Origin of the sequence: Sphingomicrobium aestuariivivum (assembly GCF_024721585.1) — a bacterium.
Lineage (GTDB): Bacteria > Pseudomonadota > Alphaproteobacteria > Sphingomonadales > Sphingomonadaceae > Sphingomicrobium > Sphingomicrobium aestuariivivum.
In genome coordinates, this window is the sequence record NZ_CP102629.1 from 293292 (window position 1) to 313268 (window position 19977).

At 65.0% G+C, this 19977-nt stretch carries 19 protein-coding genes and 1 tRNA gene; 12 read left to right on the plus strand and 8 right to left on the minus strand.

Translation table 11 applies throughout. The annotated features are described in order from the left end of the window. Positions 1-26: 26 nt before the first annotated feature. The 5 genes from NUW81_RS01400 to NUW81_RS01420 all read left to right on the plus strand — a co-directional run bounded on the left by NUW81_RS01400 (position 27) and on the right by NUW81_RS01420 (position 3982). Complete coding sequence (locus NUW81_RS01400) at positions 27-1388, plus strand: hypothetical protein (protein WP_245109590.1); 1362 nt, start codon at positions 27-29, stop codon at positions 1386-1388. Positions 1389-1668: 280 nt separating this feature from the next. Further along, positions 1669-1956, plus strand: coding sequence for a PspC domain-containing protein (locus NUW81_RS01405; RefSeq protein ID WP_245109592.1), 288 nt, complete (start codon positions 1669-1671; stop codon positions 1954-1956). A gap of 172 nt (positions 1957-2128) precedes the next feature. Next, the gene (locus NUW81_RS01410) at positions 2129-2803 is read left to right on the plus strand and encodes a DUF6975 family protein (RefSeq protein ID WP_245109594.1); all 675 of its coding nucleotides are present in this window, start codon (positions 2129-2131) and stop codon (positions 2801-2803) included. An 11-nt stretch (positions 2804-2814) separates the two neighbouring features. Next, entirely contained in the window at positions 2815-3081 is a 267-nt protein-coding gene (locus NUW81_RS01415) for a hypothetical protein (RefSeq protein WP_245109596.1), read from the plus strand. Positions 3082-3136: 55 nt separating this feature from the next. Beyond that, complete coding sequence (locus NUW81_RS01420; protein WP_245109600.1) at positions 3137-3982, plus strand: AAA family ATPase; 846 nt, start codon at positions 3137-3139, stop codon at positions 3980-3982. Here the strand turns inward: NUW81_RS01420 and NUW81_RS01425 are convergent. The 3 genes from NUW81_RS01425 to NUW81_RS01435 form a co-directional block, all read right to left on the minus strand. Further along, complete coding sequence (locus tag NUW81_RS01425) at positions 3979-4200, minus strand: helix-turn-helix domain-containing protein (protein ID WP_245109615.1); 222 nt, start codon at positions 4198-4200, stop codon at positions 3979-3981. The two genes, NUW81_RS01420 and NUW81_RS01425, sit on opposite strands and share 4 nt — an antisense overlap. Further along, positions 4200-4643 carry a DUF2975 domain-containing protein gene (locus NUW81_RS01430; RefSeq protein ID WP_245109617.1) on the minus strand — a complete coding sequence of 148 codons (444 nt, stop codon included), beginning with the start codon at positions 4641-4643 and terminating at the stop codon, positions 4200-4202. Before NUW81_RS01430 ends, NUW81_RS01425 begins: the two co-directional genes overlap by 1 nt. Positions 4644-4750: 107 nt before the next feature. Beyond that, entirely contained in the window at positions 4751-6157 is a 1407-nt protein-coding gene (locus NUW81_RS01435) for a methyl-accepting chemotaxis protein (protein WP_245109619.1), read from the minus strand. Positions 6158-6292: 135 nt separating this feature from the next. On the opposite strand from NUW81_RS01435, the gene NUW81_RS01440 reads away from it, so the two are divergent. Next, positions 6293-7474, plus strand: coding sequence for a vWA domain-containing protein (locus NUW81_RS01440; protein WP_245109621.1), 1182 nt, complete (start codon positions 6293-6295; stop codon positions 7472-7474). A gap of 3 nt (positions 7475-7477) precedes the next feature. Here NUW81_RS01440 and NUW81_RS01445 read toward each other — a convergent pair whose 3' ends face one another. Together NUW81_RS01445 and NUW81_RS01450 are read right to left on the minus strand one after the other, a co-directional pair. After that, entirely contained in the window at positions 7478-8683 is a 1206-nt protein-coding gene (locus tag NUW81_RS01445; RefSeq protein ID WP_245109623.1) for an exo-beta-N-acetylmuramidase NamZ family protein, read from the minus strand. Continuing rightward, positions 8680-9192, minus strand: a complete 513-nt coding sequence (locus NUW81_RS01450; RefSeq protein ID WP_245109625.1) for a DOMON domain-containing protein — start codon at positions 9190-9192, stop codon at positions 8680-8682. Before NUW81_RS01450 ends, NUW81_RS01445 begins: the two co-directional genes overlap by 4 nt. A 65-nt stretch (positions 9193-9257) precedes the next feature. Here NUW81_RS01450 and tyrS point away from each other — a divergent pair, with 65 nt between their 5' ends. Continuing rightward, positions 9258-10484 (plus strand): tyrosine--tRNA ligase, encoded by a 1227-nt coding sequence (gene tyrS, locus NUW81_RS01455; RefSeq protein ID WP_245109628.1) that lies wholly within the window; start codon positions 9258-9260, stop codon positions 10482-10484. Here tyrS and recG read toward each other — a convergent pair. Then, positions 10481-12523, minus strand: a complete 2043-nt coding sequence (gene recG, locus NUW81_RS01460; RefSeq protein ID WP_245109630.1) for an ATP-dependent DNA helicase RecG — start codon at positions 12521-12523, stop codon at positions 10481-10483. The genes tyrS and recG overlap by 4 nt on opposite strands. After that, positions 12523-13416, minus strand: a complete 894-nt coding sequence (locus NUW81_RS01465) for a LysR family transcriptional regulator (protein ID WP_245109632.1) — start codon at positions 13414-13416, stop codon at positions 12523-12525. The genes recG and NUW81_RS01465 overlap by 1 nt, the downstream gene beginning before the upstream one ends. 121 nt (positions 13417-13537) lie before the next feature. On the opposite strand from NUW81_RS01465, the gene NUW81_RS01470 reads away from it, so the two are divergent. The 3 genes from NUW81_RS01470 (at position 13538) to mfd (ending at position 18051) form a co-directional block, all read left to right on the plus strand. Then, positions 13538-14146, plus strand: a complete 609-nt coding sequence (locus tag NUW81_RS01470; RefSeq protein WP_245109652.1) for a hypothetical protein — start codon at positions 13538-13540, stop codon at positions 14144-14146. Positions 14147-14281: 135 nt separating this feature from the next. Next, positions 14282-14554, plus strand: a complete 273-nt coding sequence (locus tag NUW81_RS01475) for a succinate dehydrogenase assembly factor 2 (protein ID WP_245109654.1) — start codon at positions 14282-14284, stop codon at positions 14552-14554. After that, positions 14551-18051: a transcription-repair coupling factor gene (gene mfd, locus NUW81_RS01480; RefSeq protein ID WP_245109657.1), complete on the plus strand. Its 3501-nt coding sequence runs from the start codon at positions 14551-14553 to the stop codon at positions 18049-18051. The genes NUW81_RS01475 and mfd overlap by 4 nt, the downstream gene beginning before the upstream one ends. On the opposite strand, the gene NUW81_RS01485 is transcribed toward mfd, so the two are convergent. Then, entirely contained in the window at positions 18048-18854 is an 807-nt protein-coding gene (locus NUW81_RS01485; RefSeq protein WP_245109659.1) for an EAL domain-containing protein, read from the minus strand. The two genes, mfd and NUW81_RS01485, sit on opposite strands and share 4 nt — an antisense overlap. 133 nt (positions 18855-18987) lie before the next feature. Between NUW81_RS01485 and NUW81_RS01490 the strand changes: the two genes are divergently transcribed. Together NUW81_RS01490 and NUW81_RS01495 are read left to right on the plus strand one after the other, a co-directional pair. Continuing rightward, positions 18988-19770, plus strand: coding sequence for an NAD kinase (locus tag NUW81_RS01490; protein WP_245109662.1), 783 nt, complete (start codon positions 18988-18990; stop codon positions 19768-19770). Between the two features lie 58 nt (positions 19771-19828). Continuing rightward, positions 19829-19903, plus strand: a tRNA-Asn gene (locus NUW81_RS01495). Positions 19904-19977: the final 74 nt, after the last annotated feature.

Sequence of the window (19977 nt, forward strand, 5' to 3'; positions counted from 1 at the left end):
GTTCGTCGTGGCATTGGGAGGCCGGCTTGGAAAATGTGATCGTCGTCGATGTCCAGACGACCGAGACCAAGATCATGTTTACCTGCTCGGGCGACCGGGCGGGGGAATTGTTTCGCGGTCCGGCGACGATCGAATATTCTTTCGACATCGGCGACGTGCCTGCGCAGGACGTGGTCTTCTGCCTCCTAGCTCCGCTCGCCGTGACGGTGTTTGGAGAGGAACGCGTCAGGCTCGAGTTCAACCGTCCGGTGACGCGCGCAGCCATTGGCTACTTCACCCTCTTCCACCTGCTCGACACGGTCTATGTCGCCGAGGATTCGATCAGTGACGAGGAGAATTGGACCTTCTCGAAGAATAACGGAGAGGTGGTTGCCCATCTCTATGGGGGCGGCAAGGATTCGCTCGCGGCGTACGGCATGCTGGACGAAATCTATCCCGACGCCGAGCACCACCTCCTGCGGCTCCATTGGAGCCCTTACGGCGCAGAGAAGCATCAGAAGGCGTTCGATGAGGGCGCGTTGAAATTCCTCCCGGAGAAGTTCGCGAAGAACTACTTCTGGGCGCGGTCGGACCTGCACAAGCAGCTACGCACCTGGGATAATTGCAACTGCTGGCACATGGCGCTCTACTTCGCCATCTTCCTTCCCTATGTCCTGAAGTTCGCCCCGCGCACCATGAACTTCGCCTATGACGCGCTCGAATATTACGATCCGGTCCGCGACCCTGCGAAGCCTTTCCGTTTCCGGCGCGGTCACCCGGTGACGACCGAATTGTTCGAGCAATATTATCGAACGCTCGGTGCCGATACGCGGATCACCGATATCTCGTTCGGGATCACGCCCAACGCGCATTTCCGCATTGTCGCGCGTCGGTACCCCGAACTCTTCAACGCAATGTACATGTGCGAGGGGACTGACGAGCGCTGGTGCGGCTTCTGCCAGAAGTGCTTCCAGTTCATCATCTACTGCCTCGCCAACTCGATCCGGCCCGAAGGCTTCCCGACGGAAATCCTGTTCAAGGAGGGGAATCGCGGCGCGAAGGTCGCGGAGCTTCTGGAGAGCGGCGAAACGAACAAGTTGCTGCCGACGATTTGCGCGCCAATCCACTTCGAGGCCGTGCGTTCGATGCTGCAGAACCTCGATCTCGAACTGGCCAAGGAATGTTTCCCCGATCACTGGCAGGTGTTCGAAAAGCTGCGTGATGCTGTCGCGGGCAATTACGAGCCGCGCTATCTCGGCGTCTGGAAGCGTGCTCTCGACTATGCCCTGCCGCCGCTTCTCGCGCGGGGTGTCGGAACGATCTGCATGGAAGCCGGCGTCGATGTTTTCGATCGTGTTGATATCGAGCGACAAGTCGGCAACGAGCGCTGGGTCTACGACTGGAAATAGCCGCCGGCCGCCCATGGCCCAAAGTCGGTATCAACCCGCTACTGATCTGATGGTGCCGCCCGTTCGTCGAAACGGGCGGCACCTTTTCATGCGGCCTTCATTGAAATGATGCGATGCACAACTAGGTGTCGTGCGCCGACAGGCGGTGGGATTTCCCACCAACTTGACGGTGGCTTGATGACGGAAAGTCTAGAAATCCGCCATTGAGCGCAACTGGCACGATGAATGCAAAGTGTTCGGCGAGGCGGAATTCACCGCCAGTCGATGAGGGAATGACCAGATGAGCAACATGTTTCTGCGCAACGATACGATCTTCGGTGTTTGCGAAGCGCTGGGCGAGGACTTCGGGTTCAACCCCAACTATCTGCGCGTTGCGCTGATCCTGCCGATCTTCTGGTTCCCGACCGAAGTCGCGATCACCTATGCTGCGCTCGGCCTTGTCGTCCTGGCCTCGCGTTTCCTGTTCAAGGACAACAAGGTCGCGGTCGAACAGGCTGAAGCGAGCGCCCCGCTCGTCACCGCCAACCCCGCCAACCAGCCCGACGGCGCGATTGCCGAAGCCGCGTAATCATTCCCTTGCGCTACGGGACGGGCCCCCTCGCCTGTCCCGTTTCGGCGCAGATATTAACCCGTCTGACCAAAAGGTTTCCGCCTTGGTAACCGCCTCTTAATTGGCAGATGCTAGCGCTTTTCATCCCACCACCAGATGAAGTGCTAAACAGGTTAAGAGGGGAAAGAATATGGTGGCGCTTGCGAAAGTCGGACAGGATGGACCTGCATCGGCATTTGCTCCCTATGACCTGGCAGCCAAGGGCTGTGCGGCACATCCCTATTTCGAGAAACTGCGCGACGCCGAGGGGCCCTCGACGGCCCGCGACCTTGCCGATTTCGTGCATTGCCTGTGCAAGCTCTACGCCTGCCACCCGACAATGATCGAGACCGCGCTCGGCCGTGTCGGCGCGGGTCCCCAGCGCGACTGGATGATGGAGAGCGTGTCGGCGTTCGAACATGAGCGCCACTATCTCGTCAGCCTTGTCGCCGCCGTGGGTCCCCTGCCCTCGACCAGCGGTGCGGTGCAGACCGAAAATGCGCTGAAGAGCCAGCATCATGCGATCGAGACCCTCGGTCGTTCTGAGCGCAACGGCTGTGCGCTCGGCGCGGCCGCCGCGCTGGTCGCCGACTGGGCCCAGCTGCGCGTGCTTCTCGACCGCGTCGCCCAACGTCATGGCGGCGAGGTCCCCGAGTGCAGCCTGCCCGATGCCGCCGACGCGAAGATCGATGCGGCACTCGAAGGCGTTGGCCCGCGCCGTGCCTTCGCCTTCGGTGCCGAGCAGCTCCTGCTCCAGCACGAGGGCCTGTTCGACCTTCTCGAGGCCCGCGCCGAAGCGCGCGACAAGGCCGACGGTATCGCCTGAGGAGAATGAGTATGCGTATCGAGCTTTTCTACGGCCTGTTCGGCCTGTCCATGCTGGCCAACGCCCTCCTTGCCACCGAACTGGTCGACGGCTTCGTTCATTCGTCGGCCGCCGAGGAACTCGCCGCGGCCGATCGCAGCGCCAATGCCGTGGAAGCGGCCGTCCGCCTGTCCAAAATCGACCAGGACGTGCCCGCGGCTGATGACAGCAGCGCGATCACGGTCGAGCAGGTCTCGCGCGACAGCCTCGCCTTCGTCTACGACCGCCGCGACCTCTAGCCCTCGCCGACTGGCACGCTTGCGCTGGCGCCCCGCTTTGCCATAGGCAGGCGCCATGAAATTCTCCGGCACCGAAAATTACGTCGCCACCGACGACCTCAAGGTCGCGGTCAATGCCGCCGTCGCGCTGCGCCGCCCGCTTCTCGTGAAAGGCGAGCCGGGCACCGGCAAGACCGTGCTTGCGCATGAAATCGCCAAGGCCATCGACGCGCCGCTGATCGAATGGCACGTCAAGTCGACCACCCGCGCGGTGCAGGGGCTATATGAATATGACGCGGTGGCGCGGCTGCGCGACGGCCAGCTCGGCGAGGACCGCGTCCACGACATTTCCAATTACATCCGCAAGGGCAAGCTTTGGGAGGCCTTCACCTCCGAGAAGCTGCCCGTCCTGCTGATCGATGAGATCGACAAGGCCGACATCGAATTCCCCAACGACCTCCTGCAGGAGCTCGACCGGATGGAATTCCATGTCTACGAGACCGGCGAGACGGTGAAGGCGGCCGAGCGCCCCGTGGTCGTCATTACGTCGAACAACGAGAAGGACCTGCCCGACGCCTTCCTGCGCCGCTGTTTCTTCCATTATATCTCCTTCCCCGATGCCGAGACGATGGAAGAGATCATCGAGGTGCATTTCCCCGGGATCCAGAAGATGCTTGTGCGCCGCGCGCTCGAACTCTTCTACCAGGTGCGCGAGACGCCGGGGCTGAAGAAGAAGCCCTCGACCAGCGAGCTGATCGACTGGCTCAAGCTCATCCTCCACGAGGACATGCCGCTCGAGGTGTTGGCCGATGCCGACCCGCGCAAGGCGATCCCGCCGCTCCACGGCGCGCTCCTCAAGAACGAGCAGGACGTCATGCTCTTCGAAAAGCTGGCGTTTCTCGCGCGGCGCGAAGGGCGCTAATATTCGCCTTCGCTCGCGGCATCATAATCGATGAGGTCGCCGGGCTTGCATCCCAGCACTTCGCACATCGCGGACAGGGTGGAGAAGCGGATGCCCTTCACCTTGCCCGAGCGGAACAGGCTCATCTGCGTCTGCGACAGGCCGATCGCCTCGGCGAGGTCCTTGCCGGTCATGCCGGCGCGCTCCAGTTGAGCATCGAGAGTGATCCGGATCCCCATCAGATGAAGCTGTCGAGTTCATCGCGCATCTCGATGCCGCGCTCGATGAGGCCGGCGACCGAATAGAGGCCGAAGCCGACCACCGAGATGGTGATCGCAGTGATGTCGAAGTCGGTCAGCGAGCGGCTCGTGACGAGATAGCTGTAAAGGTTGAGGCCGAGCACCTCGACCACCCCGCCCGCCAGCAGCGACAGGCCGACCCGGCGCAAGAGCCGCGCCACCGCGGGGGCGAGCCCCTGCCCGTGCGCGATGCGCCGCAACGACCACCAGATGGCGCCGACCGCATAGAGATAGAAGGGGATCGGCAGGAGCCGCGCCCAGGCGCTGGTCTCGCCCGCCTCGCTCACGGCGTAGAATTGCGCCGCGCTCAACACCATCAGGATGGCGAAAACCACAAGCGCGGCCATCGCCAGCCACGCGGTCATCCGCTTCCACTTGTCCATCGACCTGCCCCCTTCGTCGACCGGGCGCCGCTACGCACGCCGGATCAATGTACTCCAGCAGCAAAATGGCGCGACCGCAAGACGCGGCGGTCGCCGCCGCCGGCGGCTCAGCCCGCGGCGGTGTCGCGGTAGGCGAGCTCGAAATTGCCCCAGCGCTGCCCCTTGATGTGGAGCGGCACGAAGACGTTTTTCACGGGGAAGCTCTCGTCGCCCATCTGCATCTGGTAGGTGTAGAGTGTCGCCGCCTTCTCGCTCTCGACCGCACGGCGCGTGGCCTCGTCCATCAGGATGCGCCGGTTGCGGCAATGCTTGTCGTTCCACACGGGGTCATGGCCCTGGGGCTGGCTGCGCTCGGACAGGTGCGTGGGCAGATAGCCGTTCACGTCGGTCATGGCGCAGGCGATGATGCGGTTGTCGCTGGCCTTGAAGGCATCGAGGATCGCCTGCAGGTGGCGGTCGGCGAAGTCGCAGAAGCCGTTGCGATACTGTTTGGGATTCGAGCCCTCGATCTCGACATAATTGCGGTCGAGCACGTTCTCGAGATCGATCTCGCCCGCATCGATCGCCGCCTCGACGACCCGCTGGATGTCGCGCATCGCGTCCTGGGCGCGGGCGATGAAGGGCGTATCGTCGATCTCGGCGCCCGAATTGGCGAGCGTGTCGAGCATTTCGTTCGCCATTTCCTCGAGATGGTCGAGCCGCTTCTTGGCCTGGACGAGCTCGCCATTGTTGGCGCGCGCACCGCCCGAAAATTCGCTGAGGCCGGCCTTCACGCTGTCGACGCTGGTCTGGATGAGGCTGGTCGACTGGGCGATGCCCTCCGACTGCGAATCCACCATGCCGACGATCTCGGACACTTCGCGCACCGTCTCGCTGATGGTGGCGATGCCCGACTGGGCGGCACGGCTGCGGTCGACGCCGCTCGTGATCTCGTCGTTGACGGCATTGGCCTCGCGGGTGAGCTCGCCGAGCGTCTCGGCGATCTGGCCGGTGGCGTTGCGGGTGTCATGGGCGAGCTTCTTCACCTCGGCCGCGACGACGGCGAAGCTGCGTCCCGCATCGCCCGCGCGCGCCGCCTCGATGGTGGCATTGAGGGCGAGCATGTTGGTCTTGCGGGCGATGGTCTCGATGGTCGAGGACACCGACTGCACCTGGTTCATCGCGCTGGCAAAGCCCGCCATGCGCTCGCCGAGCTGGACGACCAGTTCGGTGAGGCCGTGGAAACCCTCGATGGTGCTTTCGATGGCGACACGGCCGCGGTCGAGCTTTTCCTTCGCCTGCTGAGACAGGAGGCGGGCCTCGTCGGTCGAGTCCGACACGCGGGCCTGGTCGCGCATCAGCTGTTCGGTGACCTGTTCGAGCATGTCCAGCGTCTCGAGGCTGGCCGACACGCGCTCGGTGACCGTCTCGACATATTGCGCGACGTCACTGCACTCGAGGCTCAGCGACCCGCAGTCGCGCGCCACCGTCCGGATGGCGTTTTCGGTGACTTCTTCGATGCCGTGCGTGGCCATGCTCGCTAATCCCTTTTCACCCCATTTGACACCGGGCTTAAACGATCATCTGTCACCAATTCGTTAACCAAGTCACCTTTCCGACATTTGCATGTCATTTGCCCGCCGCCTGCCCGCGCGCTAGAGCCTCGCCTTATGTTCATTTCCTTCCTCGATGCACTCCGGCAGGCCGGGTTCAAGGCCAGCCTCAAGGAGCATCTGATGCTGCTGGAGGCGCTCGACCGCGAGGTCATCGAGGCCGACCCCACCCAATTCTACTATCTCGCCCGCGCCACCTATGTGTCCGATGAGAAAATGCTCGACCGCTTCGACAAGGTTTTCGCCGAAACCTTCAAGGGGCTGACCCGCGCCGAGGGCGAAGTGTCGCCGGTGGATCTGCCCGAGGAATGGCTGAAGGCCGTCGCCGAGCGCTTTTTTTCCGAAGAGGAAATGGCGGCGATCAAGGAACTGGGCGACTGGGACGAGATCATGGAGACGCTGAAAAAGCGGCTCGAGGAGCAGGAAGGCCGCCACCAAGGCGGGTCGAAGTGGATCGGCACGGGGGGCACCTCCCCCTTCGGGCATTCGGGCTACAATCCGGCAGGCGTTCGCATCGGCGGCCCCGGCAAGCATGGCCGCGCGGTCAAGATCTGGGAAAAGCGACTGTTCAGGGACTTGGACGGCGATGTCGCGCTCGGCACGCGCAACATCCAGGTCGCTTTGAAGCGCCTGCGCCGTTTCGCTCGCGAGGGCGCGGCCGAGGAACTGGATCTCGAACGCACGATCGAGGGCACTGCACGGCAGGGCTGGCTCGACGTGAAGATGCGCCCCGAGCGGCACAATGCGGTCAAGCTCCTCCTCTTCCTCGATGTGGGCGGGTCGATGGACCCGCATATCAAGCAGGTCGAGGAGCTGTTCTCGGCGGCGCGCTCGGAGTTCAAGCACCTCGAGCACTACTATTTCCACAATTGCATCTACGAGGGCGTGTGGAAGGAGAACCGGCGGCGCTGGGACGACCAGACGCCGACGCTCGACGTCATCCACAAGTTCGGACCCGACCATAAGCTGGTGATCGTCGGCGACGCCTCGATGAGCCCTTACGAGATCACCCACCCGGGCGGGGCGATCGAGCATTATAACGAGGAGGCCGGCGCCACCTGGATGCAGCGGCTGACCGACCAGTATAAGAGCGCGGTGTGGCTCAACCCGATGAACGAGGGCTATTGGAACCACAGCTATTCGACGCGAATCCTCAAGGATTTGATGGACGACCGCATGTACCCGCTGACGCTCGACGGGCTCGACGCGGCGATGCGCGAGTTGAGCCGCAAGCAGTAAGAATCAGTAGAGGAGGTGCGCGGCGCGCTCCTCTTCCCATGCCTTTTCGTCAGGCACGGTCAGCGCGTCGAGATCGCTCGGCTCGGCGCTCTCGTCGTCGACCCATTCGCGAAGCCCGGGCCCGCCGTTGATGATGTCGATGGCGAGATGGCCTTCGGTATATTCATATTTGAATTCCTCCCCGCGCCACAGGTCATATTCGGGGAAGATGGTGCGGATCGCCTTGAAGCCCAGCGCCTGCACGCGCCACGGCTTGAAGGCGTGATGGTCGTAGAACTTGCCCTCGGCGTGGATGTGGACGCCGTGGCACAGTTGGCCGACATGCTTGTGGAAGGTCGGCTCGAACCATGTCTCGCGCAGCGCGCAGCCGGTGAGCCATTGCGGGGCGAGGCGCTGCATCTCGGCGATGACCGTGCGCGCGTTGATGTCGGGCGCGCCGAACAGCTCGAGCGGGCGGGTCGTCCCCCTGCCCTCGCTCAGCGTCGCACCCTCGAGCATCACCGTGCCGGCATAAACGCGCGCCATGTTGAGGTTGGGCGCGTTCGGCGACGGGTTGATCCACAGGCGCTCGGTCGGCCAACCGAAGCCGGGGCCGGCCTCGGGATCATAGCCTTCCATCTCGATGACCTTGTAGGCGACGTCGAGCTTGAAGTGCTTGATGAACCAGTGGCCGAGCTCGCCGAGCGTAAGGCCGTGCCGCATCGGGATGGGCCCCGCGCCAACGAAGCTTTCGTAGCCCGGCAGCAGCGTCAGCCCCTCGATCGGGCGACCGGCGGGATTGGGGCGGTCGAGCACCCACACTTCCTTGCCGTGCCTTGCCGCCTCCTCGAGGATGTAAAGCAGCGTCGTGATGAAGGTGTAGATACGGCAGCCGAGGTCCTGCAGGTCGATGAGGATCACGTCGAAAGTGCCCATCGACTGGCCGGTCGGGCGGCGCACCTCGCCATAGAGGCTGAAGACGGGGACGCCGTGAACGGGGTCCACCTCGTCCTGCGTCTCGACCATATTGTCCTGCTTGTCGCCTTTGATGCCATGCTGCGGCCCGAAGGCGGCGGTCAGCTGTACGTCATCGAGCATGGCGAGCGCATCCATCGAATGGACGAGGTTTTCGGTGACCGAGGCGGGATGCGCGCAAAGCGCAACGCGCCGTCCCTTGAGCTCGCGGCGAAGCGCGGGATCGGCGAGCAGTCGGTCGATACCGAATTTCAAAGATCGTCTCCTGACAGGGTGAAGCAGTCGTCGTGATGGAAGTCGGCGGGTCCCTCGGGGTGCGACAGGGCCCAATAGCTCATCGTGCCATCCTCTTCCTCGACAATGGTCGACAGGCCGATCTCGTGGCCCGCGACCTTCTGTCCCATGACATGGGCGGACAGGACGAACAGCCCCTCCTCTGCCCGCGTTTCGATGAGACAACGGTTGGGCAGGTTGGACCGCGCATGGCGGTAGCGGGCGAAGCGATAGGCCGACCAGCGGCCGTCGGAGGCGAAATTGTACTCGCGGTAACCGACGGGGCCGTGTCGCAGGAAAATCTCGAAACAGGTCGAGCGCCACAGGCGGTCCTCGCGCCTGAGCTTGCCGAGCGCGGGCAGTCTGATCTTCGAAAGGTCGCCGCGCATCCTGTAGGTCAGCCCGATGCGCTCGTCATCGGCGACGAGCGCGACCGAAATCCCGCGCACAGCGCGCGGCGGATGGTCGGGATGCGGGGCAAGCGTGAACATCGCTCCCGCATGCCCCCCTCACCTTCCTGTGGCAAGGGGCGATAGCTCTTGCTATCGGAGCGGCCATGACGACCTACAAGAGCAGCCTCCTCGAGCTTCTGTCGAGCCGCGACTATATCCACCAGACCACCGACGCCGAGGGTCTCGACACCCTCGCGACCAAGGAGGTCATCACCGGCTATGTCGGCTTCGACGCTACAGCGCCCTCGCTGCATGTCGGCAGCCTCGTCCAGATCATGCTGCTGCGCCGTCTCCAGCAGGCTGGCCACCGCCCCATCGTCGTGATGGGCGGCGGCACCACCAAGGTCGGCGATCCTTCGGGCAAGGACGAGAGCCGCAAGCTCCTCGACGAGGCCGGCATCGAGGCCAATATCGCCTCGATCCGCAAGGTGTTCGAGCGCTTCCTCGATTTCGACGACAGCGAAACGGGCGCGATCATGATCAACAATGACGAGTGGCTCGGCTCGCTCAACTATCTCGACCTGTTGCGCGACGTCGGTCCGCATTTCACCATCAACCGGATGCTGACCTTCGACAGCGTGAAGCTGCGGCTCGAGCGCGAGCAGCCGCTCACCTTCCTCGAGTTCAACTACATGATCCTCCAGGCCTACGACTTCCGCGAGCTCAACGAGCGCTACGGTTGCCGCCTGCAGATGGGCGGGTCGGACCAGTGGGGCAATATCGTCAACGGGATCGAACTCACCCGCCGCATGGGCGGCGCGGAGGAGCTGTTCGGCATCACCACCCCGCTCATCACCACTGCCGACGGCAAGAAGATGGGCAAGACGGCCGCAGGCGCGGTGTGGCTCAATGCCGACCAGCTCGGGCCCTATGATTACTGGCAGTTCTGGCGGAACACCGCCGATGCCGACGTCATCAAGTTCCTCAAGCTCTTCACCGACGTCGAGCTCTCGGAAATCGACCGCCTGTCGAACCTCACCGGCGCCGACATCAACGAGGCCAAGATCGCGCTCGCCAATGCGACCACCGCGATGCTCCACGGCGAGGAAGCGGCGAAGGAAGCCGCCGAGACCGCGCGCAAGACATTCGAGGAAGGCGCGAGCGACGAGAACTTGCCGAGCATCGCCACCGGTGGCGAGATCGGCATCATGGCGGCGCTGGTCGGCCTCGGCTTCTGCGCGTCTAACGGCGAGGCCAAGCGCAAGATCAAGGAAGGCGCGGTCAAGCTGGACGAGGTTGTCGTCAACGATCCGCAGCTGCTCGTCACGGTCACGGGCGACCCGGTGAAACTCAGCCTCGGCAAGAAGAAGCACGGATTGCTGACGGCCTAGCCGCCCTTGAGCAGCCCCACCGCGGCGTCGCGTTCGAACAGGTAGAGACAGGTGCGCGCGGCCTGGCCGCGCGGGCCCTCGAGGCCGCCGTCGCGGTCGAGAAGCAATTGCGCATCGGCCTGCGCGGCGGGCGCAAGCGCGGCGATGTCCTCGGCTTCGGCGAGCTTGAACACATGGTCGCCCGACTGGCGCGTGCCGAGGATCTCGCCAGGCCCGCGTAACCGTAGATCCTCCTCGGCGATCCGAAAACCGTCATTGGTCTCGCGCATCAGGGCGAGCCGCGCGCGGCCCGTTTCCGACAGGTTGTTCCCGCGCAGCAGGAGGCAGCGGCTCTTGCCGGTCCCTCGCCCGACGCGCCCGCGCAGCTGGTGGAGCTGGGCAAGGCCGAAACGCTCGGCCCCCTCGATGATCATCAGTGTGGCATTGGGCACGTCGACACCGACCTCGATGACGGTGGTCGCGACGAGGACGGCGAGGTCGCCGCGCGCGAAGCGCTCCATCACCGCATCCTTCTCCTCGCCTTTCATGCGGCCATGGACGAGCCCGACCTTGTCGGGGAAGCGTGCCTTCAGAACCTCGGCGCGCTCCTCGGCGGCGGCGGCGTCGGACTTGTCGCTCTCCTCGACCAGCGGACAGACCCAATAGGCCTGCCCGCCGCTGTCGATGTGGCGACCGAGGCCGGCGAGGACGTCGGCGATCTTTTCCTCGGACACGACCAGCGTCTCGATGGGTTGGCGGCCGGGCGGCAATTCGTCGATCCGGCTCACGTCCATCTCGCCATATTGGGTCAGCGTCAGCGTGCGCGGGATCGGCGTCGCGGTCATGGCGAGGAGATGCGGCGGACGCTTGCCCTTCTCCGACAGCATCAGTCGCTGCGACACGCCGAAACGGTGCTGTTCGTCGACCACGACGAGGCCGAGGTCATGATAGGTGACGGCCTGCTGGAAGATCGCGTGGGTACCGACGAGGATGTGGATCGATCCGTCGGCGAGCCCCATCAGCGTGGATTCGCGCACCTTTCCCTTGTCGCGCCCGGTGAGGATGGCGACGCGAACCCCGATCGGCTCGGCGAGCTTCCTGAGCCCCTCATAGTGCTGGCGCGCGAGGATTTCGGTGGGGGCCAGCATCGCCGCCTGCGCGCCCGCTTCCACGGCCTCGAGCATGGCGAGCAGTGCGACGAGCGTCTTGCCCGAGCCGACATCGCCCTGCAGCAGGCGCAGCATGGGGCGCTCCTGCGCCATGTCGCCGCGGATCTCGCCAACGCAGCGCGCCTGAGCATTGGTCAACTCGAAGGGGATTTCCAGCTTCCCCGACAGGCTACCGTCGCCCTCGAGCGGGCGCGTGGCGCGCCGCCGTGCCGACTGGCGCACGAGGAGGAGGGTGAGCTGGTTGGCAAAAATCTCGTCATAGGCGAGCCGCGCCTTGGCAATCTCTTCCTTGGGGTCTCGATGCGTGGCCGCCAGCGCTCCCCGCCAGTCGGCAAAGCCGCGCTCCGATTTCACCGACGGCTCGATCCATTCGGGCAGTTCGGGCGCCCGCTCGAGCACCTGCCGGACAAGATCGCGCATCCGCTTGTTGGTCAGTCCCTCGGACAGGGGATAGACAGGCTCCGACAGTGGCGGGTCCTCGTCGACCTTCTCGGGATGGACGATCTGCAACTCCTCGCCATAGGCGTCGAGCTTGCCCGTGATCCGCACCGGTTCGCCGAGCGGGAACTGCTTTTTCGCCCAGCCCGGATGGTTGAAGAAGGTCAGCCCGACCATGTTGCCGTCCCTGTCGGCCGCGAAGATGCGCATCGGCGCCCGTCCCCTGCCCTCGCGCAGGTCCATCGGGGTCAATGTGATAACGATGCGGCGCCCGACAAGGTCGTGGCCGAGCCGGTCGGTCGCGACACGCTCGATGGTGCCTGCGGGCAAATGGAAGGCGAGATCGACGCAGCGCTCGAGCTTCAGCTTGGCGAGCGCCTTGGCGATCTTGGGACCGACGCCGTCGAGCGCGGTGGTTTCGGCGAACAGGGGCTGGAGGATTTCGGGCCGCATCAGTCGGGCCGTCCCGTGAGCACGGCGCGCTGCTCTTCGAAGCTGGCGAGGATGCCGTCAAAAAGGTCGCGTACGGGGCGACGCCGCAGCGCGCTGCGACGGCCGACGAGGAAAAGACCTGGCAGCACGGCTTCGTCCTCCTCGATCAGGAAGGCGCGCTGCAATTCGCTCTCCGGATCGCCCATCGCGACCGGAAGCGCGGAGATGGCGACACCCGAGGAAATGGCCGAGACGAGGGCGCTATAGCTCGGATATTCCATCACCGACTGCCCGGCGCCGCGAGCGACGGCGCGGATGCGTTCGAACGGCAGCAGCCGTCCCGGCGGTCCGTCGAGCCCCGCGACCAGCTGCGGGTCGATCTCGCCCAGCGTGGCCGGCACGCTCTCGACGCCGGCGCTCACATAGACCGCCCAGCCCGGCGTGGGCAGCGCCTTCACGACGACATCGTCATCTTCGGGCGCCGTGCGGCCGCGCAGGGCAATGTCGGCTTCCCCGCGGGCGAGATCGACCATCCGGTAGGACGGAATGAGCTGCAGCCGCGTCTCTGGCCAGCGCGCGTTGAAGGCGCGGAAGGCGGGCAGCATCTGGCGGCGGAAATCGTCGAGGAAGGTGACGCGGATGGTGTCGTCACCGGCATCGGCCAGCGCTCGGGCGTGGTCCTCGAACCGCTGGCGCGCGATGGCGACGCGCTGGGCATGCGGTTCGAGCGCGCGGGCATGGTCGGTCGGGACATAGCCCTGCGCGCTGCGCTCAAAGAGGTTGAGGCCGAGGCTGTCCTCGAGCGCGGCGATCCGGCGCACCACGGTGGGCTGGCTGCAGCGCGCGCGCTCGGCGGCGCGGCCGGTCGTGCCCTCCTGCATCAACGCGATGAAGATCGACAGGTCGTCCTGCAATCTCGCCCCCTATTCAAAACTGAATAGCCTGTTTCGACCATTTCTATTGGCGAGGTCAAGCGCTTCGCGGACACTCCCGGCCAGCGAGCGTGATAACGCAAAGTTAACAGGGGAATGTTCGATGACCGTAAAATTGCTCAGTGCCGCCGCGGGCGTGGCGATGATCGCCTCGATGGCGCAGGCGGTGCCGCCGCGCAGCCAGCCCGATCCCTCGGTGCACCAGATCCGCGCGATCACGGAAAAGTATAAGGACGTCGCGGTGGCCGAGGCCGAGGGCTATGTCCCCGCGAGCCCGTGCGAGACCGCCGCGATGATGGGCAAGGATCCCGCGCTCGGCGCGATGGGCGTGCATTATGCCCGCCCCGACCTTCTCAAGCTGACCGCCTTCGAGCCACGCGTCGATGGCGTCGGCACCCATACCGACTTCAACCAGCCCGCTGTCCTCGTCTACGAGCCGCAGGCCGATGGCTCGATGAAGCTCGTGGCGGTCGAGAACCTCGTCTTCAAGGCAGCATGGGATGCGGAAAATGGCGGGCGCCGACCGAACTTCCGCGGCCGGCTCTACAATTACATGGCCGACGATCCTGCGACCGAGCTCGACGAGGCGCACGGTTTCATGCCGCATTACGATCTCCATGTCTGGGTCCACGAGCCCAACCCCAATGGCCTTTATGCGCAGTACAATCCCAATGTGACCTGCGAGCATGCGCCCGGCATGGGCGATCACTAGACGCGACGCGAGGGAGCCGGTCCCTCCCCACCCCCGACCGGCTCCCTAGCTTTTCGCGAACCCAGTCCTTACATGGGCGGCAACCGACCCGCTGGCGATGCGCCTAGCGGGCTTTTTCCGTGTGAAGGATGAGCCATGGACGAGCGTTTGAAGAGCAAACTGGGCGCCCTCAAATATCGCAGTCACCATCGCGGCACACGCGAGGCCGACATGATGATCGGCGGCTTCTTCGACGCACATCATGAAAGCATGACCGAGGCCGACATGGACTGGTTCGAGGCGCTGCTGCAGGAACAGGACGTCGATATCATGGCCTGGGCGATCGGCACCCTGCCCGTGCCCGAGCGTTATCAGGGTCCCATGCTCGAAAAGCTCCAGAAACTCGACTTCATCCGGATCGCGCGTTGAGCGAGACCGTCCCTGCCATCCTCAAGGCGTCCGCGCCGCTCACGCTGGCGAGCGCGCCGACCGGCTACCTGCCGTGGCTGGCGGGCGACCTTGCCCGCGCCGCCGCCGACCGCGGGGGCCGGGCGTGGATCATCGCTGCCGACGAGGCCGCGCTGCGTGCGATCGCCGACACCGCGCCGATCTTCGCGCCCGAGGTTCAGGTCATCCAGCTGCCGGCATGGGACTGCCTGCCCTATGACCGTGCCAGCCCCGCGCTGAAAGTCATGGCCGACCGCATGGGAGCGCTTGCCCGCATCGCCCGTTCGCCGAAAAAGCCGCAGCTCGTCGTCACCACCGCCACCGCAGTCGCCCAGCGCATGCTCTGTCCCGACCGCATCAAGGGTCTCGTGCGCCGCCTCACCGAAGGCAGCGAAATCGAGCGCGACACGCTGGTCAGGCTCCTCCAGGCCAATGGCTATGCGCGGGTCGACGCGGTGCATGACGCGGGTGAATTCGCCGTGCGCGGCGCCATCGTCGACCTCTTCCCCGCGGGCTTTTCCTCGGGGGTGCGCCTGGACTTCTTCGGCGACGAGATCGAGACGATGCGGGCCTTCGATCCGACCGACCAGCGCTCCACGGGGCGGGTCGAGGGCTTCACCCTCATGCCCGCCTCCGAGGCGCTGCTCGACGAGGAGAGCATCAAGCGCTTCCGCTCGCGCTACCGCGAGAAATTCGGCGCCACCGCGACGGGCGACCCGCTCTACGAAGCGGTGAGCGACGGGCGCCGCCTCGCCGGCATGGAGCATTGGCTGCCGCTGTTCGAGGAGACGCTGGCGACGCTCGAGGACTATGTCGGCGAGCATGACGTGGTGATCCGCGATGCCAATGCCGACGCCGCATTGGGCTCGCGGCTCGAAGCGGTGGAAGACTATTTCCAGAACCGGCGCCGGGTCGAGGCGCAGGAAGCGGGCAGCTATCGACCGTTGCCCCCCTCCGCGCTCTACCTCACCGATGAGGAGTGGTCCGGGGAAAAGCAGTCGCTCCCCGTCCATCTCGCCACCCCCTTCCCCGCGCCGTCGGGCGACGACACGATCGATGTGGGCGTGAACGGCCCACGCGATTTCGCCCCCGAGCGTGCACAAAACGCCAATGTCTACGAGGCCGTCGCCGACCATATCGCCAACCTGTCCAAGGGCGGGCGCACGGTCGTGCTGGCGAGCTACTCCGAAGGCGCGCGCGAACGCCTCGACGGTCTCCTCAAGGATCATGGCGTCGAGGCCCGCCGCATGGCGGCAACCTGGCAGGAAGCGCTCGGCGGCAAGGCGCCCGCGCTCATGGTCCTGCCGCTCGACCATGGCTTCACCACTGACGAGGTCGCCGTCCTGTCCGAACAGGACATGCTCGGCGACCGTCTCGTCCGCCGCGCCAAGCGCAAGAAGTCCGCCGACGCCTTCATGGCCGAACTGTCGGCGATGACGCCGGGCGACCTCGTCGTCCACGACGAGCATGGCATCGCCAAATATAAGGGCCTCGTCACCATCGAGGTCGGCGGCAGCCCGCACGATTGCGTCTCGCTCGAATATGCGGGCGAGGACAAGCTCTACGTCCCCGTCGAGAATATCGACGTTCTCTCGCGCTACGGTTCGGGCGAGGAAGGCGTGACGCTCGACCGCCTCGGCGGCGAGGCGTGGCAGCGGCGCAAGGCGAAAATGAAGGAGCGGATCCGCGAGATTGCGGGCAAGCTCATCAAGGTCGCCGCCGAACGCGCGCTCCGCGAAGGCCAGCCCGCCCCCGTCGACAGCGCCTATCCGCAATTCGTCGACCGCTTCCCCTATGAAGAGACCGACGACCAGGAGAGCGCCATCGCCGACGTCCTCGCCGACCTCGAGAGCGGGCGGCCGATGGACCGGCTCGTCTGCGGCGATGTCGGTTTCGGCAAGACCGAGGTCGCGCTCCGCGCCGCCTTCGTCGCGGCAATGGCCGGCTTCCAGGTCGCGGTCGTGGCGCCCACCACCATCCTCGCGCGCCAGCATTTCCAGAACTTCTGCGAACGCTTCCAGGGCTTTCCTGTCGAGATCGGGCGCTTGTCGCGGCTCGTGACCCCCGCCGAGGCCAAGAAGACCAAGGAAGGGCTGGAGAAGGGCAGCGTCGACATCGTGATCGGCACCCACGCCCTGCTCGGCAAGTCGGTGAAGTTCAAGAAGCTCGGCCTCGTCATCGTCGACGAGGAGCAGCATTTCGGTGTCGCCCACAAGGAGCGCCTGAAAGCGCTGAAGTCGGACGTCCACGTCCTCACCCTCACCGCCACGCCGATCCCGCGCACGCTGCAGATGGCGATGACGGGCCTGCGCGACCTCAGCGTCATCCAGACCCCGCCGGTCGATCGCCTCGCGGTGCGCACCTATGTCATGCCGCACGACCCCGTCGTCGTGCGCGAGGCGCTGCTGCGCGAACATTATCGCGGCGGGCAGAGCTTCTATGTGGCGCCCCGGATCGCCGACCTTCCCGCGATCGAGGAGTATCTGCGCGACGAAGTGCCCGAGGTGAAGTATCTGGTTGCCCACGGCCAGATGAGCCCGACCGAGGTCGAGGAGCGGATGAGCGCCTTCTACGATCGCAAATATGACGTGCTGCTGTCGACCACCATCGTCGAAAGCGGGCTCGACATCCCGAGCGCCAACACGCTGATCGTCCACCGCGCCGACCGCTTCGGCCTCGCCCAGCTCTACCAGCTGCGCGGGCGCGTCGGTCGCTCCAAGACGCGGGCTTATGCCTATCTGACGACGCCCGAGCCGCACCTTGTCTCGGACAGCGCGGAAAAGCGCCTCCAGGTGCTCGCCAATCTCGACAACCTCGGCGCGGGCTTCCAGCTCGCCAGCCATGATCTCGACCTGCGCGGCGCGGGCAACCTGCTCGGCGACGAGCAGTCGGGCCACATCAAGGAGGTCGGTTTCGAGCTTTACCAGTCGATGCTCGAGGAGGCGATCGTCCAGATCAAGGCCGACGGCGGCGGCGATGTGTCGGGCGACAGCCTCAACCCACAGATCAATGTCGCGGCGCCCATCCTCATCCCCGAGGATTATGTCTCCGACCTCGACCTGCGCATGGGCCTCTACCGCCGCCTCGGCGATCTCGAGAGCCGTGCCGACATCGACGCCTTCGCCGCCGAGCTGATCGACCGCTTCGGCAAGCTTCCGCAAGAGACGCAGAATTTGCTCGAGGTCATCGAGATCAAGGTCAATTGCCGCAAGGCACGCATTGCCAAGATGGATGCTGGCGCCAAAGGCGCGGTCGTCCAGTTCGCCAAGGAAGGCTTTGCCGACGTGCCCGGGCTCATCGCCTATGTCGAGCGGCTCAAGGGCCGTGCGCGCCTTCGTCCCGACGGGAAGCTCGTCGTCTCGGGCAACTGGCCGGGCGAACATGACCGCATCAACGGCGCGCTACAGCTCAGCCGCGGCCTGTCGAAGGTCGCGAGGGCAGCGGCGAAGGAAGCGAAGAAGGAAGCCGAACCGGCCTAGTGGCGCTCGCGGTTGGCGAAGGCGACGAAGCGGCCGAGCGCATCCTCGTCTAGCGGGCCCGAACCGAGGAATCCCTGGTAGAGATCGGCGCCCCATTCGCCGAGCAGGTCGAGCTGCGCGGCATTCTCGACGCCTTCGACCACGGTGCGCATGCCGAGCTCCTGCGCCATCTTGAGGAGCGCGCGCACGACGATGCGGTCCTTGTCGCCGCCGACGATGTCGGCGATCAGCCCGCGGTCGATCTTGAGCGTGTCGATCGGCAGGCTGGTGAGATAGGCGAGGCTCGAATAGCCGGTGCCGAAATCGTCGACCGCGATGCGGACGCCAAGCGTGCGAAGCTTCATGAGCCGCCGCGCCGCCTCCGGATGCTCGGTGACATGGCCGTTTTCGACCAGTTCCAGCGTCAGCCGTTCGGGCGGAAACCCGCTGTCGCGCAGCATGTCCATGAAGCTTTCGGGAAAATCCCGGTCCATCAGCTCGTCGGGGAGCAGGTTCAACGACAGGCCGATTTCGCCCAGCGGCCCTTCCCACTGAGCGGCCTTCTCGAGCGCATCATATTGCACCGAGCGCGACAGCGGGCCCTCTAGCTGGGCCGCGCGAGCCCTCTGGAACAAAGCATCGGCGCCCGTTCCCGTGGGCTCCCAACGCGCCAGCGCCTCGGCCGCGATGACGCGTCCGGAATGCAGGTCGATCATGGGCTGGTAGTGGATCGAGATCGCGCGTTCGGTCAGGGCCTCGAACAGGTCGGGGTCGTGTTCGTGAACGTCCATATCGTTCGCCGCGGGATCGGAACGGTGCAACATGGCCCCTAATCCACTCTCCTCTTCCTCGAGGCGCAATGGACCATCTGTCCCCTGCCCCTCTATGAGACAGTAGCCTAAAGCGGACCATTCTCCTATGCCTTGGGCCAAGACCCACGCAAAAGAGGGATTTTCGATGGATAAATCGCCCCGGATCGGCCTCGCCGTGTCGCGCCGCGCCAGTGCGGCGGCAGCGGGCGACTCGTTGCGGAAGCGATTCGATTTCGCACCCATCGAGGAGGCCGACACGGTGCTGGCCATCGGCGGCGACGGCTTCATGCTGCGCACGCTGCACCAGATGCTCGAGCAGGAAATTCCCGCCCGTCCCGTCTTCGGGATGAACCGCGGGACCTACGGTTTTCTTATGAACGAATGGCGCGAGAACGACCTCGCGGCGCGGATCGCGGCGGCCAAGCCGATCGACATCCTGCCCCTCAAGATGAAGGCGACGATGGTCGACGGCACCGTCATCACCCGGCCCGCCATCAACGAGATCAGCCTGCTCCGCGAGACCGGTCGAACGGCCAAGATCGCTATTCGTGTGGCGGGACGCCCCGCCATCGAGGAACTGGTGTGCGACGGGGTGATGGTGGCGACCCCCGCGGGCTCGACCGCCTACAACCTGTCTGCCGGCGGACCGATCCTGCCCCTGTCCGCGAACATGCTCGCGCTCACCCCCATCTCGCCCTTCCGCCCGCGCCGCTGGCCCGGCGCCATCCTGCCCGAGGACACCGAAGTCACCTTCCGAGTCCATGATCCGGAGGACCGTCCGGTCTCGGCGGTGGCCGACCAATTTGAGGTGCGCGACGTCGCCGAGGTGACCGTCACGCTCGACCGCGCACGCCCGATGACGCTGCTTTTCGACCCCGATCATGCGCTCGATGAACGCATCGCATTGGAGCAGTTCGAAACCGGATAAAAAGCGGTTGCATCACGAAAATCACGCGCTATACGCATTGCCACTGCCTTCGGGCTGCTCCCCGATAGCTCAGCGGTAGAGTAGGTGACTGTTAATCACTTGGTCGTTGGTTCGAATCCAACTCGGGGAGCCATTTTTCCTTCGCAGGCAGTAGGTTGAGGCGCGGTCTTCGGATCGCGCCTCAAGTCGTTTGGGCCTACCGAAACG

Coding starts and splice junctions, on each gene's coding strand:
- NUW81_RS01405 (WP_245109592.1), top strand. CDS start 1,669: ATGAGCAACATGTTTCTGCGCAACGATACGATCTTCGGTGTTTGCGAA.
- NUW81_RS01490 (WP_245109662.1), top strand. CDS start 18,988: ATGGATAAATCGCCCCGGATCGGCCTCGCCGTGTCGCGCCGCGCCAGT.
- NUW81_RS01435 (WP_245109619.1), bottom strand. CDS start 6,157: ATGGCCACGCACGGCATCGAAGAAGTCACCGAAAACGCCATCCGGACG.
- NUW81_RS01430 (WP_245109617.1), bottom strand. CDS start 4,643: ATGGACAAGTGGAAGCGGATGACCGCGTGGCTGGCGATGGCCGCGCTT.
- NUW81_RS01450 (WP_245109625.1), bottom strand. CDS start 9,192: ATGTTCACGCTTGCCCCGCATCCCGACCATCCGCCGCGCGCTGTGCGC.
- NUW81_RS01470 (WP_245109652.1), top strand. CDS start 13,538: ATGACCGTAAAATTGCTCAGTGCCGCCGCGGGCGTGGCGATGATCGCC.
- tyrS (WP_245109628.1), top strand. CDS start 9,258: ATGACGACCTACAAGAGCAGCCTCCTCGAGCTTCTGTCGAGCCGCGAC.
- NUW81_RS01420 (WP_245109600.1), top strand. CDS start 3,137: ATGAAATTCTCCGGCACCGAAAATTACGTCGCCACCGACGACCTCAAG.
- recG (WP_245109630.1), bottom strand. CDS start 12,523: ATGCGGCCCGAAATCCTCCAGCCCCTGTTCGCCGAAACCACCGCGCTC.
- NUW81_RS01415 (WP_245109596.1), top strand. CDS start 2,815: ATGCGTATCGAGCTTTTCTACGGCCTGTTCGGCCTGTCCATGCTGGCC.
- NUW81_RS01425 (WP_245109615.1), bottom strand. CDS start 4,200: ATGGGGATCCGGATCACTCTCGATGCTCAACTGGAGCGCGCCGGCATG.
- NUW81_RS01475 (WP_245109654.1), top strand. CDS start 14,282: ATGGACGAGCGTTTGAAGAGCAAACTGGGCGCCCTCAAATATCGCAGT.
- NUW81_RS01485 (WP_245109659.1), bottom strand. CDS start 18,854: ATGTTGCACCGTTCCGATCCCGCGGCGAACGATATGGACGTTCACGAA.
- NUW81_RS01440 (WP_245109621.1), top strand. CDS start 6,293: ATGTTCATTTCCTTCCTCGATGCACTCCGGCAGGCCGGGTTCAAGGCC.
- NUW81_RS01410 (WP_245109594.1), top strand. CDS start 2,129: ATGGTGGCGCTTGCGAAAGTCGGACAGGATGGACCTGCATCGGCATTT.